Raw genomic sequence first — 15585 nt, 5'->3', positions numbered from 1 at the left:
CGCAGCCGTGCTGCTAGGTGAGTCGTTGGAGCTGCCAGGAGAGGTCGAGCTTGGCACTCGGAAGATCGATCCATCGCCACGTGCTTGCTTCATGTGCACATGCAACGCGGCCGGAGTGCTGGTGCACTCGCTTCCGTCAGTTCGACTCACTGATGTCAGTGACATGGTCGGACGCCCTCGTCCGGGGTCCGACTCAGTCCTGCGCGCTCGCATTCCGGTTCCAGGGCGCTTCCGACGCGGGGCGATTATCGGCCTTGCGCACCGCTTCAACGTCGTCACCACGAATCACGTCGACGAGCTTGCGCATCAGGAAAATCAAGCGAACGGAGCTGTGCGCCACGAGGCCGATGCCTAGTTCGAAGAGCCAAGGCGCGAGCCATGCACCACCACTTAGGGCTGCGACGCCAGCTGCCAGCGCCAAACCTGCACCGATGAATCCCGAAGCGGACGTCGAAGTCCAGTTTCGCGCGAGGCTTTCGCCTGCCTCGACTCGGAAGCGTTGCCACCGAATGCTCTGCGGCGTGAGTCCGAAGATGATGACGACTCCAGCGAAGCTACTCACTAGAGCAGCAGCACCGAAGAACCCCAGGTAGAGCGCTGACTGGACTCCGGCGTCGAACTGCACCAGCGGTTCCCATATGTCCGGAAGTGGTGTCAGCCATGTGAGGACAGCGTGGGCCAGGACGAGGACGAGGAGCGCGCCATCCACGAGAATGGGGTGATCAACCACGTTGAGCTGGCTGCGCATGTGTGTCACCCCTTCGGAAGTCGTTCCCTGAACCTAGTGATGGCGTCGGACATCGCGCTGACAACGTCCTCCGGAGTGAGAACCTCGTCCTCGGAGTCTCCTACTGCTTCCCTGAAGGTGACTCGGTCCATCACGAAGTCGATCGGGTCCTTCGACACGCCGGCCCCGTCGTCGGACGGTTGAAGCAGCGTCGCTTTCGCGTGGGAGTAGCTCCCCGACGAGATGACTTCTCGGACGCCCTCGATGAGACCTTCGGCTCCTGCCTCCTCGGCGCGACTCCGGCCGAAGCTCACGGTGATCTCGACCGAGACTGCGCCTGCGCCAGCGTCTGCAGCGCGCGCAACGGCCTGGCCAAGTTCGGACTTCCCCGGAAGGCGGTCCAGCCCCTCGGGATCGACCTTGAGGTACACCTTGGACGCGCCGACTGCACTCGCCAGCCTGTCTAGTTGATCACGGTTGGTGTACGGCTCGAGGGCAAACGCAGTGTCGCCGTCGATGAACTTACCCACGGTTGAGATCCAGTCAGTGAGCGCTTCCCAATTGGCTGCGCCCGAGGTACGAACGATCGCGACGTACGCCGTGCCCGTCACTGGGACGATATAGAGGGGCTCGACGATTGCGGCGATCCTGGCACCCTCATCGCCCTCGTCGAACTCGATGTCTGGCCAGTCGGACCCAGGGCGCTGCTTGCCCACCCGAAGGTACTGGACGGCCGGTGAGGTGGTTTCGGCCACTTCGCCCGTGAAGTGGCGACGGTGGTAGTAGGTCTGCCTGTCTGCCTCGTCCAGCGACGCGACGTGTGTGAGGAAACTACTCCACCAGTCCTTCCCGAACTGGTGTGCTGTCCCGTCCTTGTCGATCTCTACCGCGCTGTAGAAGAAGACCGTGCGCGCCTTGCCTGCCATTGCCCCACCCCAGATGAATGAGGACTCAGCATGACACAGCATCGGTTTTTAAAGAGCGCTCTCCCCCAATATTGGGGTCCTCGTCGCGCCCTGACCCGAGCAGGTCACGACGAGGAAAGGGATCCCCGAGCTCGGCGCAGCGGGACGGTGGTGTGTCTGCGGGCCGGGGAAGTGCGTGTCGGCTTGCATTCGAGGAGGGCCACCCGCGGAACGATCGCCGCAAGGAGGCGGACATCCGCTCGCAGTTGTCGATGTCCTGGCCCTGGCCCTGGCCCTGGCCCCGGATCCGGCACCGGAAGCTGCTGGTCGGTCTGGTGCAACGTCTGGACGTGCTCGCTGAGTTCGCGGGCGTTGCGCACCGGGTGGAGCGGGAGACGGCGGCGGCTATTGCACGCCGCGCCGCCCGCCGCCTCTAGCCGCTGACCTCCCCGGTGGGCGTGGCCTCCACGCCGACCGGCCGACGCGTGTTCGTCGCGAGGCGCTGCACCTGCTTCCCGCGCCAGATGTCTCGCATCGTCTTCGCGGGCACGTACACGGTGCCGTCCTTCGTGTGCGTCTTCAGGCCGTCCTCGCGGATGTACCGGTTCAGGGTTTGCAGGGTAACCCCCATCTCGGCGATCGCCTGCTTCTTTGTCCACCACTAGGTGGGTTCGGGTGCCTCCTCGATTCGTATGTCGCCGAACACGAGGGCCCGCATGCCGAGGTCCTTCGTCAGCGCCTTGACGTCGCCCGCGAGGCCGCAGTGCCCACAGATGAGCAGGATGGCCGCCGCCTCGCCACCTTGCTGCTCGCCCCGGCGTTCGATGTTCATGCGCGGCTCGCTGCACACCGGGCATTCGCGATCCACCGCCGGCTGTGAGCGCCGGCCCTTCATGGGGAACTGGGCGCGCAGCTGCCCGAGCATGTCGTCGACCGCGGTGAAGTACTCGCTGGAATCGGGTTGCCGTCGGATGTCGTCGTGGCGCAGGAGTAGCCATGTCGACAGAGTCTGTGTCAGACCCTACTCACCAACCGGGGTGACTGTGAATCGGAAGCCCCGGGGGCCTTCCTTGGTCGACCAGGCATACGTCGCGAGGACGGGGGGCTGTGCTTGCAGCACCTCAGCCCAGTAGCGGACCCAATTCAGCAAGTGTGCGTGAATCCGGTCGGAGGCTCCAAGCGGGTCGACACGGATGGGCAGCGGGGCCTCGGTGCTCTTCGCGCGCGGCTGACCGTCGGACGGCTGCGCACTGCCGGGGACAACTAGCGCGCGGACGTGCGCGACCACATCCGCGGCGTCGACGAGCTTTGCCCTGGCGCAGGCCGCTGTGACGGCGGCGAATATCGCGCCGTCCTCGGCTGTGCGGTCGGTGTTGTGGGAGTCGATTGGGCTCACGGGGTTTCCTTCGAGGCGTGCGACGAGCGCTGGGTTTGATCGGTGGTGGTCTCGGCCCCGCGTGCAACGATGACGACGTCGGTGAATTGAGCCGGTTCGGGTGCGGCCGCTTGACAGGGACTGCGGGGTCAGGTGTGTGCGGTGGTGCCGAGCGGTCGGCCCTGCTGATCGATTCCCGGACTGTTCTCGGTCATGGAGCTCTCCTGGTCTGGGAACGACGACGGCGAGCGCCCCCTGGTTGGAGGGCTCGCCGTGCGGACTGGTGGTGGGTAGGGTCCAGGCGTGCATGACTGGTACGACTGGGTGAAAGACATCGGGTTGCCGCTGCTGACTGGCGGCGGTTCCGTGGTGGTCGGTGTCGCCGCGCTACGGGTGGCGCGACGTGGACATCAGCTTGCTGCGGAGGCAGACTCTAGGGAGTCCCGGTCGCGCAGGTTCGAGGCGCGGAACAGGGCCGCCGCGGAGCTCCTGGATCTCGTGCGCGTTCGCGAGTGGGTCCTCACCGATCCTGGCCCGAAGATTGGCCCTCTCGGTCTCGCAGAAATTCGGCCCGGGACGATCGGGCATCGTGACGATCGCGAGGAGCAGGACATCATCTCTGCTGCGACAACACTCGCCGCATCTCTCGATGAAGACGATCGGCTCGGCTTTGACTGGGCGCTTAACCTCATCCAGGAGATCATCAAGCCCGCGAACGTTGGTCAGATGCAGGTGATGGTGACGACCATAAAGCTCTCGGTCGAACGTTGGGTCACCAATCCTCAGGCGTTCCTTAACCAAATGCGGTCTGACTGGCCTCAGCTCGACCCCACCTGACGACGTCGGCCCTCCGCTGTTGAAGCGCTCGCCGTCGTGGTGGAGCGCTGGCGGAGCATGGCTCGGGCAGCTCCTTGCCCTGGGTAGTGCAGAGCTCCCCGGGCCGATGAGGGGGTTCGAGCATGAGCTCCTCTGAGATGTGATCGGTGTCGCGGTACCGTCAGCGTGTGTTGCAGTTGCCGGCCGGATGGCCCGTGTTGTTCTCATTCGAGTGGTGGAGTCAGTTCGGAACCGGGCTGTTGAGCTTCGCCGCGGCCGTTGTAGTAGGCAGTGCGACGGTTGCCGTCGCTTGGCGCTCGCACCGCCTCGCGAACAAGGTTGCCGAGGAGGCAGGGCTCCGGGCATCAGCGGACGCCGAAGATCGGTATCGCGATCAGCTCATCAGAGCGGTCGAGCCGGCCATCGGCAGCCTCGTGAAGTACGGGGCGCTGGCGGGAAGTAACTTCCTGAGTGCCGTCGACGTTGAGGGCGCAGCGCGCTCCGATGCACTGTCCCGATTGCTCTTAGTCGACGCAATCGCGAAAGACGACGACAAGCGCATGACCACAGAGATATTCCGAGCCTTCGAGGCAAGCGAGTTCAGCAAGTGGAACAGGGCTCGTGTCATGGTCGCTGGCCGACTCGCAGGCAGTCTCGCGGCAGTCATCGGTAGACAGCACGACCCAGACGTCCTCATCGCCGACGTGCGAGGGGCACTCGCCGAAGAGGAACAGGTGGCCCTGAAAGCGCAGCAGGCTCGCGTTCAAGCAGAACGTGATCGCGTCAAGGAACGGCGGCGAAGGGAAGCGGAGCAGGACGCCGCATGGGGAGCTGGCAACACTGACTAGCCATATCGTCTCCCCAATTGCTCGGCGTGGATCCTGTTCTGCGCCTGCTCGCGGGTGTCTGGCTCGAGGATCGATGCTCAGTTCATCAGGCGCTTCGTGATCTGCAACAAGGTCTTCTCCTGGGAGTGAGAAGTGGCGAGCGCCGTGCCCCGGAGGAGTGGGGTCGGCGCTCGCCGCGGTGGGTGGTCAGTAGCGCTGGCCGTCGGTGATGGTGGACTGGCCGCCGTTCCAGTCGAGGCGGACGACGTCGGTCTCGCCGTGGCGGTTCTTCGCGACGTCGAAGTAGATCGAGTACTCGTCGAGCTTCTGTGTCTGCGGGTCCTTCTCTCGGTGGAGGAGGACGACAAGGTCGGCGTCCTGCTCGATCGCGCCGGACTCGCGAAGGTCGGAGAGCTTCGGCCGTCCGGACACGGTCGACTCGCTGTTGCGGTTCAGCTGCGACAGCGCGATGACGGGGACCTGCAGGTTGCGGGCGAGGATCTTGAGCCCGCGGGAGAAGCCGGCGACGACCTCCCGCCGGTTGCTGCCCACTGGGCCCTCCATAGTGTTGACGACGTCCAGATCGGGAAGAACTTCGCACGCCTGCGGGGTGACCTGTCGCAGAAGGAAGTCGCCGACCTGATGCGGCAGTGCGGATTTCGTTGGTTCCAGGCGACCGTTTGGACCATCGAGAGGGCCGAACGTCCCCTGCGCGTCGGTGAAGCTCAAGTAGCCGCGCAAGCCATGGGGCGACCCTTCTTCAACTTTGCTGCCGATGATGGCGCAGCGGACATCGAGGCCGCGATGCGCGAGTGCAGCCAGGCCGCGCAGGTGATTGACGCTGCGCTGACGCGGTTCGAGGAAGCCCGCTTCGACCTCGCGTTCCAGGAGAAGAAGCTGCCGGAGGAGGTCACCAACAGGCACCACAACGTCGGTGGTTGGCTGTCCACCTCAGTCGAGGACCTCGTGCAGCAGCATCGCGAGCATCGACGCGAGGACGGCTCGCCGCTGGGCCGATTAGCAGCCGCGGACGGTGAGTGGCTACAGGAGTACAACGCCACGATCGCAAAGGAGTATGCCGATGGCGAGCATTCGGCAGCGCAGTAACGGAAGCTGGCGAGCTCGATACCGCGATGATGACGGGAAAGAGCACGCCCGCCACTTCAAGCTGAAGCGCGACGGCAGGCCTGGTTGGACGAGGTTGCCTCCTCTCGACTGACGGGCTCGTACGTTGCACCAGCCGCGCAGCGGGGGACTCTCGCGGAGTTCTACGCCGACTGGGTCGAGCACCAGCTGTGGGCCGAGGGAACACGTCGGGTAGCTGACCGAGCGATCGCCGGGTGCACGTTTGCCGCGGTGCCATTCGGCAAGCTGCGGCGCTCGCACGGGGAGGGGTACGTGAAGGCCCTCGCGAGCACGCTCGCGCCGTCAACCGTGAAGACCCGAGTCGCGTTCGTGCGGATCGCGCTACGCGCGGCGATGCTCGATCGTCGTCTGGTGAAGGATCTCCTCGATGGTGTGAAGCTCCCGGCGATCCGTAAGACCGAGCACGCCATGCGAGTGCCTACGTCCGCCGAGGTGCGCTTGATCCGCGAACACCTTGTCCCGTCGTACCGGGCGCTCGTTGACGTCATGGCGTTCGCCAGCCTCAGCATCGGGGAAGCTGCTGGTCTGCAGCTCGACGATGTTGACTTCCTTCCATCACGGAGCATCCACGTGCAGCGGCAGATCCAGAACCGAGTGGGACGCCTCGACATCCTGCCGCCGAAGCACGGCTCGGAGCGAGTCGTGCCCGTGCCGGACGAGCTCCTGCTGCGCCTCTCCCGGCACGTCGAGACCATCGGAGTGTACGGCGACGCGCGCTGGCTGTCCGGTAGCCCGCCGTCGCCCACGGCGCTGCGGCACTACTTCGTCAACGCGTGTCGCTCTGCCGGTGTGGCTGGCGTCACCCCGCATGACCTACGGCATCACGACGCGTCAGGACTCATCCGCGCGGGCCTCGACCCGGTCGCTGTCGCGAAGGCAATGGGGCACAGCTCGCCGTCGATCACGCTCAAGGTTTACGCACACCTGTGGCCCGACGCTGCGGACCGCACTCGCGCCGCAGCGGCGACACTCATGAACTCACCGGAGGATTCTGCGGACCGTCTGCGGACTGAACAGGCGTAGAGGCCCCGCGATCCGCGAGGGCACTGTGCTTCCGCGAGTACCCGAAGTACACCCCGAGTCCGATCGCGAACCAGATCGCGAACCGCACCCACGTCTCCCACTGCAGGAACGTCACGAGCCACAGCGATGCCACGACACCGATGATCGGCACGACGGGCATGAAGGGCAGCTTGAACTGCCGGTCGAGGTCGGGCTGCCGGTAGCGCAGCACGATCACCGCCGAGCAGACCACGACGAACGCGAGCAGGATCCCGATGTTCGTCAGCTCCGCGACGACGCCGATCGGCAGCACCCCCGCGAGCACCGCCGACGCGATGCCCAGGATCCAGGTGACCCGGGTCGGCACGTGCCGCTTCGGGTCGGTCTTCGCGAACCACTTCGGCATGAGCCCGTCGCGGCTCATGGAGAACCAGACGCGTGAGGCACCGAGCATGAACGTCACGAGCACCGTCACGATGCCGACGATGGCACCGATGGCGATGACGTTCGCGACCCCGCCGAGCCCGACCGACGCGAACGCCGACGAGAACCCCGAGGCCGGGTCGATGTCGGTGTACTTCTGCATGCCGGTGAGCACCAGGGTCGCCAGGACGTAGAGGACCATCGCGATGCCGAGGGACAGCAGGATCGCCTTCGGCATGTGCTTCCGGGCGTCGGTGGACTCCTCGGCGGCGGTGGACATCGCGTCGTAGCCGAACACGGCGAAGAACACGGTCGCAGCGCCGGTCATCACCCCGCCGAAGCCGAACGGGAAGTACGGCGAGTAGTTCGCGCTGTTGATGTGGAACACGCCGAGCACGACGATGAGCACGACGAGCCCGACCTTGATCGCGACGGCGACGAGCTCGAAGCGGGCGGCGCTCCGGATCCCCCGGGTCAGCACGAAGGCGGTGAGCAGGCAGAGCAGGATCGCGAACACGTCGACGACGTGCCCGTCACCGGTCCCGGGCGCGCCGAGCATCCACGCGGGCAGGTCGATGCCGAACTGCCCGACCAGGAACCCGACGTAGCCGGAGATGCCGATCGCGACGACGGCGACGATGGCCGTGTACTCGAGCAGCAGGTCCCAGCCGATGAACCACCCGACGACCTCGCCGAGCACGGCGTACCCGTAGGTGTAGGCGCTGCCGGCCTTGGGGATGAGTCCGGCGAACTCCGCGTACGAGAGTGCGGCTGCCGCGCTCGCGACCCCGGCGATGAGGAAGCTGATGAGGACGGCGGGCCCGGCGACGCCGTTCGCGACGGTGCCGGCGAGCGTGAAGATGCCCGCGCCGATGATGCCGCCGATGCCGATGGCCGTCAGCTGCCACAGGCCGAGGTGCCGTTTCAGGCCGCCCTCGCCCTCGGGTCCGTCGTCGATGGTCTCGATGGGCTTGCGCCGGAAGATCCCCTGTGTCGTCGTCGTCACGCGCCCACTCTGCTCCTTCTGCGGTGGTGGTGGTAGACCCGGCAGCATGCGTCGTGCAGCTCGTGTCGAACCCGGTCCCGGTCAGGAGTCCGTCTGGGACTACCCGCGTCCTCCCGCCGTCGAGGCCGTCCCGGAACGGGTCGTGGTGCGGCTCGGGGGTGCGGTCGTGGTCGACACGACCGATGCGGTGCGGGTGCTCGAGACCTCGCACCCGCCGGTCTACTACCTGCCGATGGCGGGGGTCGAGCTGCGCCCGGCGCAAGGGTCGAGCATGTGCGAGTTCAAGGGGCGTGCACGCTACTTCGACGTGGTCGGCGGGGACGGGGTCGTCGCGCCGCGGGCGGCCTGGAACTACCCCACGCCGGAGCCGGGGTACGAGGACCTGCGCGACCGGATCGCGATCTACCCGTCGGCGGTGGACTCCTGCGAGGTCGGCGGCGAGGTCGTGCAGGCGCAGGAGGGCGACTTCTACGGCGGGTGGATCACCTCGCGGGTGGTCGGACCGTTCAAGGGCGGGCCGGGCACCCTCGGCTGGTGACCGACCGTCCAGCCGGACCGTCGGGGTGGACGTCCGCCGCGCCTCCAGACCGTCGACCGGTGCTGCCCGCCCGCCGTCAGCGACGCGCGTAGGGCGACCAGAACGGCGGCGGGAAGCCGCCGTCCGTCGCGAAGGCGAGCAGCTGCCAGGTCATCATCACCAGGCCGAGCGCACCGAGCACCAGCCCGATCCACGCCCACACGCGCACCGCACGCCGGCGACCGGCGAGCCGCACCGCGCGGAGGCCGCAGAGCACGCAGACGATCCCGAACACGGCCTCGAGGAGCACGTGCCGCACCATGTCGGCGGCAGGCACGATGATGCCCATCCAGAGCGAGAGGGGAGCGAGCAGCACGGCGACGGTCGCGAGGACGGCGGGCGGTTCGTGGTCGCGAGCGACGGCTGCCATGGGTCTGAACCTACCGACGTGGCGGTCAGGGTGCCAGCATGCCCCGACCGCCGCGTTGCGCGCTGCCGTCCGACGCGCCGGACGGTTCTCCTGGGAGCGAGCACGATGGGGGCATGCGTTCCTTCGTCCGTGTCCTCCTCGGTGCCGCGCTCGTCTTCGCCGGCACCAGCCACCTCACCTTCGCCCGCCGTGACTTCCGCGCCCAGGTGCCGGACTTCGTGCCGCTCGACACGGACACGACGGTGCTGGCCTCGGGCGTGGCGGAGATCGGGCTCGGCAGCGCGCTCCTGTTCACGCCGCGCAGCCGCCGGAAGACCGTCGGCACGATCGCGGCGCTGTTCTTCACGGTGATCTTCCCCGGCAACCTGTCGCAGTGGGTGAACCGGCGCGATGCGTTCGGGCTCGACTCGGACGAGAAGCGGGTCGCCCGCCTGTTCGGGCAGCCGCTGCTCATCTGGGCGGCGCTCTGGTCGACGCGCGGGTCCGGTACGGGGCGCTGATGTCCACCCCGGCTGCGTCGCAGGACCCGGACGTGTCGTCCGGGCCCGTCGACGTGGCCGGGTCGGACGCGGCGGTGGCGTCGCTGGGTGCGTCTGCGTCGGCTGGGTCGGCGGCTCCGGCTGGATCTGCGTCGCTGGCCCCGTCTGCGTCGTCGGCTCCGTCTGCGTCATCGGCGTCGTCCGGCCGGGAGGCTCGGGGCGCCGCCCGCACGCCCCGTCACGTCGTCGACGTGGTGGCGACGGTGCTGCTGCTCGCCCTGCTCGCCGTCGAGGCGGTGGCCGCCGGCGGCGGCATCGTCTTCCTGTCGATGGCGTTCCACTCGTGCGCCGCTCCCGGCACCACGTGCGACGCCGGCCTCGGCACCGGGGTCGTGACCGTCGGACCGGTCATCGTCGCGCTCGTGTTCGTCGGGACGGTGGTCGGGTGCGTGCTGCGACTCGTCCGTCGACGGCTCGCCTGGCCCCTGGCACTCGTCGGGATCGCGGCGATGGTCGTCGTCTTCTTCGCCGCGCTGCTGCTCGTCGACGCCGCGGTCCAGCACGGGTTCTGACCGTCCTCCTGCACAGTGGGCGACTTCGGCGACGGCGTCCACAGATCGTTGCTCGGCGCTGCTCGCTGCCGGGGTCGTCCCGCAGGCTCGGGGCATGTCAGGAACCGATGTGCTCGACCAGCTGTTCACCACGTCCGCGCGGACCGACGCCGACGTCGTCGCCCTCGTCTCCGGGGTCGTCGGACGCCCGATCCGGAGGCAGTGCTGGGTGCTCTTCCTCGACGAACGGGCGATCCCGGTGCCGTTCCTGCTCCCCGTGTCCGACCTGCCGCTGCAGCCGGACGAGCATGTCGAGGACTTCGCCACGCTCGTCGCCGAGGTCTGCGTCGACAACTCCGCGGCCGAGGTCGTGCTCGCATGGGAACGGCCGGGCGAGACCCAGCTGTTCCCGGTCGACTGGGAGTGGATCGACGCCTGCGCGTGCGCCTTCGCCGAGCGGGCGGTGCGCCTCCGGGGGCAGGTCGTCGTGAACGCCACGGGAGCGTCGATGGTCGAGCTCCACGACGCCGAGGAACTCGGGCCGGTGCTGCGGTGACGTCAGCCCTGCGGGGCGGTGTCCGGCACGGTCTGACCGGTCAGCCCCTCGACGACGGCCTTCGCCTCCGGCCAGGACTTCGCGTAGTGGTCCGGGTCCGCGTTGATCTGCACCGCGTGCGCCATCTGGGTCGGGGTCATCGTCTTCCACCCCGGCGTCTTGACGAGCTTCGTGAAGAACATCGTCGCGGCCGTGTACGGGTCCATCCGCTGCTCGTAGGTGCCCCAGGCGCCGTTGTCGCGCTGCTGGAAGAGCCCGCGGCTGTCCGGCCCGGCGGCGTCCCCGTGGTCGAGGTTCACCAGGCTCGACTCGCCGATCGCGGTCATCACGCCGACGGCCTGGGTGTGTGGGCCGATGCCGAGCGCCTGGGCGGCCTCGATCACGTACGCCGCGTTCACCAGACGGTCCTGGCAGAAGCCGGCGATCGGTCCAGCGGGCACGACGATGCCGCCGACGGTGCGCGAGGGGACGTCCGGGCATGCTGGTTCGGCGGTGACGGACCTGGCTGCACCGGTCAGCGAGTGCACCGCGATGATGACGACGACCACCACACCGATGACGGCTGCGACCACCCCTGCCCCGAACACCGAGGCGATGGTGATGCCGGCGCGGCGCATGGCGGGTCCTTCCGGGCGGGTGGTCCGTCGCGGGGGCCGGACGGTCGGGTGCAGAGCACGACGAGCGTACGGGCGTCGGCTGGGAACCGCAGCCGCCCGATCGGGGGTGTCGGCAGCCGAGGACCCGGCCCGCCGCCCGCCGCTCACTCGGCCTGCCGCTCACTGTCCGCGGATCGGCCCCGGCCTCGGGACCTCAGTCTCGCCGTCGCCCGGAGCGGAAAGCGGCCGACAGCGAGACGAGGGCGATCACCCCGACGGACACCGCCAGGATGATCTCGCTCGCTTCCATCAGCCGTCGCGACCGTCGTCACGCCGCCCGTCGGTGCGCTCGGCGTGGTCGCCGTCCTCGTGGTGCCGGTGACCCGTGCCCGGGCGGACCACCGCGGTGGGCTCGGTGACGAGGCCGGTCGGTGCCTTCTCGGTCTGCTTCCGACCGTGCGTGAACCAGGTGAGGAGCCAGAGCAGGACGCCGAGGCCGAGCAGGGCTCCGGCGATCTGGTACTGCTGCGGGTCCCGGCCCGAGGAGAACGGCAGCACCAGCCACAGGCAGGTCACGACACCGATCACGGGGATCACGACACCGGCCCGGAAGTGCTTGTGGCCGACGCGGTCGCGACGGAGCACCAGCACCGAGAGGTTCACGACCGTGAAGACCGAGAGCAGGAGCAGCGAGGTGGTGCCGCCGAGGACCACGACGATGGGGGAGTCGGGGTCGAGCGACACCCAGCCGATGAGCAGCAGCGAGATGACGGTGGTGAAGACGATGGCCGTCGACGGGGTGCGGCGGGCCGGCGACACCCGCGACAGGAACCCGGGCAGCACGCCCTGCTTGCTCATGCCGTAGAGCAGTCGGGACGCCATCATCATGTTGATCAGCGCCGTGTTCGCCACCGCGAACATCGAGATGAACGGCAGCAGGTCGGCGATCGGGAAGTCCGGTGCCGCGGTCTGCACGACCGTGACGAGCGGTGTCTCGTTGCCCGCGAGCTCACCGATCGGAACCACGGCGACGGCGCAGATGGACACGAGCACGTAGATGACCGCCGTGATGCCGAGGCCGGTGAGCATCACCTTCGGGAAGATCCGCGACGGGTCCTTCGTCTCCTCGGCCATGTTCACCGAGTCCTCGAAGCCGACCATCGCGAAGAACGCCAACGACGTCGCGGTGGACACCGACAGCAGCAGGGACTTGTCCTCGGGGGTGTCGAACATCACCACGCGCGAGAAGTCCGCGTTGCCACCCGCGATCGCCCAGAAGCCGATGAGGATCACCATCACCAGACCGGACAGCTCCACGAGGGTGAGCACGACGTTCGTCTTCACGCTCTCGCTGACGCCGCGGAAGTTGACCGCCATCACCGCGAGCATGAAGCCCATCGCGATGAGCATCACGACGCCGTTCGGCAGTTCGAGGCCGAAGCCCGCGCCGAGGTTCGCCGCGAACGCCCGTGAGGCCGTGCTCGCTGACGTGATGCCCGAGCACATCACGATGAACGTGACGATGAAGGTGACGAAGTGGATCCCGAACGCCTTGTGGACGTAGAGGGCGGCGCCCGCCGTCTGCGGGTACTTCGTCACGAGCTCCAGGTACGAGAACGCCGTCAGCAGCGCGACCGCGAACGCGATGAGGAAGGGGAGCCACGCCGCGCCGCCGACCTCCGCGGCGACCTGACCGGTGAGTGCGTAGACACCGGTGCCGAGGATGTCCCCGACGATGAAGAGCAGCAGCAGCTTGGGCCCGATGACGCGCTTGAGCGTGGGCTGCTCCTGCTGCGTCGCGTCCGACTTGGTGGTGGTCATACGTCAGCCTTTCCCGAGGGATGGCACTCTGTCTACTCTCACAGGAAGATTGCCGCTGCCTGCAACACGCCCGTCTCCTGATCACGCGGCCGCTCACGGGCGCCGGTCGCTACGCTCCGGGACATGCACGACGATTCCGACACCACCGAAGAACCCGTCGAGTTCGCCGACTTCAACGCCAAGCTGCTCGTGCTCGACGTCCTCTGCTACGACCTCGGCGTCCTCGAGCCCTACGACGGTGACGAGGACGAGGACAGCGGTGAGGACCTCGACGTCGAGGGCCAGGACGACCGCGCCCGCGAGTACTACGACGACCTCGACCTGCTGCCGTCACACCTGGCGCTGGTGACGGAGCTCACCGTCGACTCCGACCTCGAGGTCCTGCAGGACGTCCACCCCGGCTGGGACGGCTCCGACGACCGGTACGACCCGCAGAACTGGGACGACGTGCTCGACCTCCCGGCGCTGACGACCGTGTACGCCGCCGCGCCGCTGCCCGCGCACGTGACCGAGCGCCTCGCTGCGAAGGGCGTCGAGGTCCGCTCCGCCTGACCCTGCTCGGCGCCGGGCACAGCGCAGCCCGCGCTACCGCTGCAGCGCCCGCACCTGCTCGGTGAACTGCGCTGCGCCGCCCTGCGCCGGGTGCCGCACCGCCACGGCGTCGATGCCCGCCAGCGCGAGTGCTCCCTGCGCCTTCCGCCCGACCGCGACCACCCGCACCGGCTGTCCGGCACCGCGAGCCGTCCGGAGTGCCTCGAGCAGCGCGAGCGCGACCGGTGCTCCTGCGCGCACCTCCGCCGGTCGCGGCGTCCGGTTCGTCAGTCGGTCGGGCGCGACGAACGGGTGGTGCGGGAAGATCGCCCACGCCAGGGGGAGCGGCCCTGACCAGTCCTGCAGCGCAGCGTGCACGACCCGCGACGAGGCCTCCCACGGTGCCGTCGGTGCCGGCGGTACGAGGACGTCGAACCCGAGCGAGTCGAGCTCCCGCATGCTCGTGAAGGGGATGCCCGTGTTCGTCATGCCGCGCCACCCGGGGGCCTCGGCGACGAGCACGGTGTCGGCAGCGGCCCCGACGTGGGACAGGTAGGCCGACAGGTTCGCCCGTCGGAGCCGGCCCTCCGCCGAGTCCGTCGAGTAGAGCGCCTCGGCGTCGTCGGCCACCGGGACGGCGTCGAGTGCGGCCCAGAACGCCCCGAGGCCCGTCACGAGCGTCCGAGCACCCGGCGGTAGACGTCCTCGAGTCCGGCGGCCGACCGCTCCCAGCTCAAGCGCTCGGCGTGCTCGCGCCCTGCGGCAGCGAGCCCGGCGGCGTACGCGGCGTCGGTCAGGATCCGCTCGATCTCGGCGGCCCAGTCGCCCGGGTCCCGCGACTCCAACACGACCCCGGTCTCCCCGTCGACCACGGCCTCCCGCAGTCCACCGGCTGCTGCGGCGACGACGGGCACCCCGGAAGCGGAACCCTCGAGCGCGACGAGGCCGTACGTCTCCGAGTGCGACGGCACGAGCACGGCCGCCGCGCCGCGGAACAGGAAGGCCAGGTCGGCACGCGACTGCGGGCCGACGAACGTGACGCGGTCGGCGATGCCGTGCGCGGCGGCGAGCCGACGCAGTTCGTCCACGTAGTCGCCCGCCTCGCTCGAGGCGTCGCCCGCGATGACGAGGGTGGGGCGGGCCTCCCGGCCGATGCCGGCGACCGCCTCGATCGCCAGGTCGAGCCCCTTGAGCGGTTGCACGCGCGCGGCCGCGACGACGTACGGGGTCTCCGCGCGGCGCGCACCCGCACCCGCGGGGCGGAAGACGGACCCGTCGACGCCCGGCGGCACGATCCAGGTGCGCGACTCGTCGCCGCCCAGGCGGGTGCGGACGGTCGACGCCTCGGCCGAGGACACGACGACCACGGCGTCGGACTCGCGTGCGAGCATCTGCTCGCCGGCGGGACGGCCGGCGGACTCGGGGCGCTCGCCCTCGGACAGCGGGGTGTCCGACCCGGCCGCGATGGAGTGGAAGGACTGCACGTGCGGGATGCCCCGCTCGCGGGCGACGGGCAATGCTGCGACGCCGGAGAACCAGTGGTGCGAGTGCAGCACGTCGTACGGGCCGAGCTCCTCGAGGCCCGCCCGGAACGGCTCGATGAACGCGTCGTGCTCGCCCTTGGGCACCGGCTCGGCGGGGCCGGCGGACAGGAACCGCAGGCACACGCCCGGCACCAGCGACACGCTGTCCGGCTGCGTCGGCGCGGACCGCCGCGTGATGATCTCGACCAGGTGACCGCGGTCGGCCAGGGCCTCGGCCTGGTGCCGGACGACGACGTTCATGCCGCCGACCTCGCCGGATCCGGGCTCGTCGCCGGGGGAGGTGTGCAGCGACACCAGCCCGATGCGCAGGGGTTCGGTCGTGGTGCTCACGGC

At 68.8% G+C, this 15585-nt stretch carries 21 protein-coding genes; 9 read left to right on the top strand and 12 right to left on the bottom strand.

The genetic code is table 11. From position 1 onward, the window contains the following. Positions 1–193 precede the first annotated feature (193 nt). From ACIPEQ_RS03975 to ACIPEQ_RS03955, 5 genes are all read right to left on the bottom strand, one after another. Positions 194–748 (bottom strand): hypothetical protein, encoded by a 555-nt coding sequence (locus tag ACIPEQ_RS03975; protein ID WP_402714141.1) that lies wholly within the window; start codon positions 746–748, stop codon positions 194–196. 5 nt (positions 749–753) lie between these two features. Then, entirely contained in the window at positions 754–1653 is a 900-nt protein-coding gene (locus ACIPEQ_RS03970) for a hypothetical protein (RefSeq protein WP_402714140.1), read from the bottom strand. A gap of 412 nt (positions 1654–2065) precedes the next feature. Next, positions 2066–2263: a hypothetical protein gene (locus tag ACIPEQ_RS03965; RefSeq protein WP_402714139.1), complete on the bottom strand. Its 198-nt coding sequence runs from the start codon at positions 2261–2263 to the stop codon at positions 2066–2068. A gap of 30 nt (positions 2264–2293) precedes the next feature. Then, positions 2294–2464: a hypothetical protein gene (locus ACIPEQ_RS03960; RefSeq protein WP_402714138.1), complete on the bottom strand. Its 171-nt coding sequence runs from the start codon at positions 2462–2464 to the stop codon at positions 2294–2296. Positions 2465–2653: 189 nt separating this feature from the next. Continuing rightward, on the bottom strand, positions 2654–3028 hold the full coding sequence (locus tag ACIPEQ_RS03955) for a hypothetical protein (protein ID WP_402714137.1): 375 nt from the start codon (positions 3026–3028) through the stop codon (positions 2654–2656). A 282-nt stretch (positions 3029–3310) separates the two neighbouring features. On the opposite strand from ACIPEQ_RS03955, the gene ACIPEQ_RS03950 reads away from it, so the two are divergent. Together ACIPEQ_RS03950 and ACIPEQ_RS03945 are read left to right on the top strand one after the other, a co-directional pair. Continuing rightward, positions 3311–3844 carry a hypothetical protein gene (locus ACIPEQ_RS03950; protein WP_402714136.1) on the top strand — a complete coding sequence of 178 codons (534 nt, stop codon included), beginning with the start codon at positions 3311–3313 and terminating at the stop codon, positions 3842–3844. Positions 3845–4011: 167 nt separating this feature from the next. Next, positions 4012–4671, top strand: a complete 660-nt coding sequence (locus ACIPEQ_RS03945; protein ID WP_402714135.1) for a hypothetical protein — start codon at positions 4012–4014, stop codon at positions 4669–4671. 186 nt (positions 4672–4857) lie between these two features. Here the strand turns inward: ACIPEQ_RS03945 and ACIPEQ_RS03940 are convergent, their stop codons facing one another. Beyond that, positions 4858–5379, bottom strand: a complete 522-nt coding sequence (locus ACIPEQ_RS03940) for a DnaB-like helicase C-terminal domain-containing protein (protein WP_402714216.1) — start codon at positions 5377–5379, stop codon at positions 4858–4860. Between ACIPEQ_RS03940 and ACIPEQ_RS03935 the strand changes: the two genes are divergently transcribed. Both ACIPEQ_RS03935 and ACIPEQ_RS03930 read left to right on the top strand, forming a co-directional pair. Continuing rightward, positions 5293–5757, top strand: a complete 465-nt coding sequence (locus ACIPEQ_RS03935) for a hypothetical protein (RefSeq protein ID WP_402714218.1) — start codon at positions 5293–5295, stop codon at positions 5755–5757. The two genes, ACIPEQ_RS03940 and ACIPEQ_RS03935, sit on opposite strands and share 87 nt — an antisense overlap. A gap of 249 nt (positions 5758–6006) precedes the next feature. Continuing rightward, on the top strand, positions 6007–6819 hold the full coding sequence (locus tag ACIPEQ_RS03930) for a tyrosine-type recombinase/integrase (protein WP_402714134.1): 813 nt from the start codon (positions 6007–6009) through the stop codon (positions 6817–6819). Here the strand turns inward: ACIPEQ_RS03930 and ACIPEQ_RS03925 are convergent. Continuing rightward, entirely contained in the window at positions 6767–8227 is a 1461-nt protein-coding gene (locus tag ACIPEQ_RS03925; protein ID WP_402714133.1) for an amino acid permease, read from the bottom strand. The two genes, ACIPEQ_RS03930 and ACIPEQ_RS03925, sit on opposite strands and share 53 nt — an antisense overlap. A gap of 46 nt (positions 8228–8273) precedes the next feature. Here ACIPEQ_RS03925 and ACIPEQ_RS03920 point away from each other — a divergent pair, with 46 nt between their 5' ends. Further along, positions 8274–8765: a DUF427 domain-containing protein gene (locus tag ACIPEQ_RS03920; RefSeq protein ID WP_402714132.1), complete on the top strand. Its 492-nt coding sequence runs from the start codon at positions 8274–8276 to the stop codon at positions 8763–8765. A 76-nt stretch (positions 8766–8841) separates the two neighbouring features. Here the strand turns inward: ACIPEQ_RS03920 and ACIPEQ_RS03915 are convergent, their stop codons facing one another. Beyond that, positions 8842–9174, bottom strand: a complete 333-nt coding sequence (locus ACIPEQ_RS03915) for a hypothetical protein (protein ID WP_126890414.1) — start codon at positions 9172–9174, stop codon at positions 8842–8844. Positions 9175–9287: 113 nt separating this feature from the next. Here ACIPEQ_RS03915 and ACIPEQ_RS03910 point away from each other — a divergent pair, with 113 nt between their 5' ends. The 3 genes from ACIPEQ_RS03910 to ACIPEQ_RS03900 all read left to right on the top strand — a co-directional run bounded on the left by ACIPEQ_RS03910 (position 9288) and on the right by ACIPEQ_RS03900 (position 10760). Next, on the top strand, positions 9288–9674 hold the full coding sequence (locus ACIPEQ_RS03910; protein WP_209824864.1) for a hypothetical protein: 387 nt from the start codon (positions 9288–9290) through the stop codon (positions 9672–9674). Next, the gene (locus tag ACIPEQ_RS03905) at positions 9674–10225 is read left to right on the top strand and encodes a DUF6264 family protein (RefSeq protein ID WP_402714131.1); all 552 of its coding nucleotides are present in this window, start codon (positions 9674–9676) and stop codon (positions 10223–10225) included. Before ACIPEQ_RS03910 ends, ACIPEQ_RS03905 begins: the two co-directional genes overlap by 1 nt. A gap of 94 nt (positions 10226–10319) precedes the next feature. Further along, positions 10320–10760 (top strand): hypothetical protein, encoded by a 441-nt coding sequence (locus tag ACIPEQ_RS03900; protein ID WP_126890411.1) that lies wholly within the window; start codon positions 10320–10322, stop codon positions 10758–10760. A 2-nt stretch (positions 10761–10762) separates the two neighbouring features. Here ACIPEQ_RS03900 and ACIPEQ_RS03895 read toward each other — a convergent pair whose 3' ends face one another. Together ACIPEQ_RS03895 and ACIPEQ_RS03890 are read right to left on the bottom strand one after the other, a co-directional pair. Then, positions 10763–11377 (bottom strand): hypothetical protein, encoded by a 615-nt coding sequence (locus tag ACIPEQ_RS03895; protein WP_402714130.1) that lies wholly within the window; start codon positions 11375–11377, stop codon positions 10763–10765. 288 nt (positions 11378–11665) lie between these two features. After that, complete coding sequence (locus ACIPEQ_RS03890; protein WP_402714129.1) at positions 11666–13177, bottom strand: APC family permease; 1512 nt, start codon at positions 13175–13177, stop codon at positions 11666–11668. 123 nt (positions 13178–13300) lie between these two features. Between ACIPEQ_RS03890 and ACIPEQ_RS03885 the strand changes: the two genes are divergently transcribed. Further along, on the top strand, positions 13301–13729 hold the full coding sequence (locus tag ACIPEQ_RS03885; RefSeq protein WP_402714128.1) for a DUF6892 domain-containing protein: 429 nt from the start codon (positions 13301–13303) through the stop codon (positions 13727–13729). Positions 13730–13762: 33 nt separating this feature from the next. Here ACIPEQ_RS03885 and ACIPEQ_RS03880 read toward each other — a convergent pair whose 3' ends face one another. Both ACIPEQ_RS03880 and ACIPEQ_RS03875 read right to left on the bottom strand, forming a co-directional pair. Continuing rightward, a complete protein-coding gene (locus ACIPEQ_RS03880) occupies positions 13763–14383 on the bottom strand; it encodes a uracil-DNA glycosylase (protein ID WP_402714127.1) in 621 nt (206 codons plus the stop codon). After that, entirely contained in the window at positions 14380–15582 is a 1203-nt protein-coding gene (locus ACIPEQ_RS03875) for a glycosyltransferase (protein WP_402714126.1), read from the bottom strand. Before ACIPEQ_RS03875 ends, ACIPEQ_RS03880 begins: the two co-directional genes overlap by 4 nt. Positions 15583–15585: the final 3 nt, after the last annotated feature.

Source organism: Curtobacterium sp. NPDC087080 (assembly GCF_044745105.1).
GTDB lineage: Bacteria > Actinomycetota > Actinomycetes > Actinomycetales > Microbacteriaceae > Curtobacterium.
The sequence above is the reverse complement of the archived record's forward strand: the minus strand, read 5'-3'. Positions and strand labels throughout refer to the sequence as shown.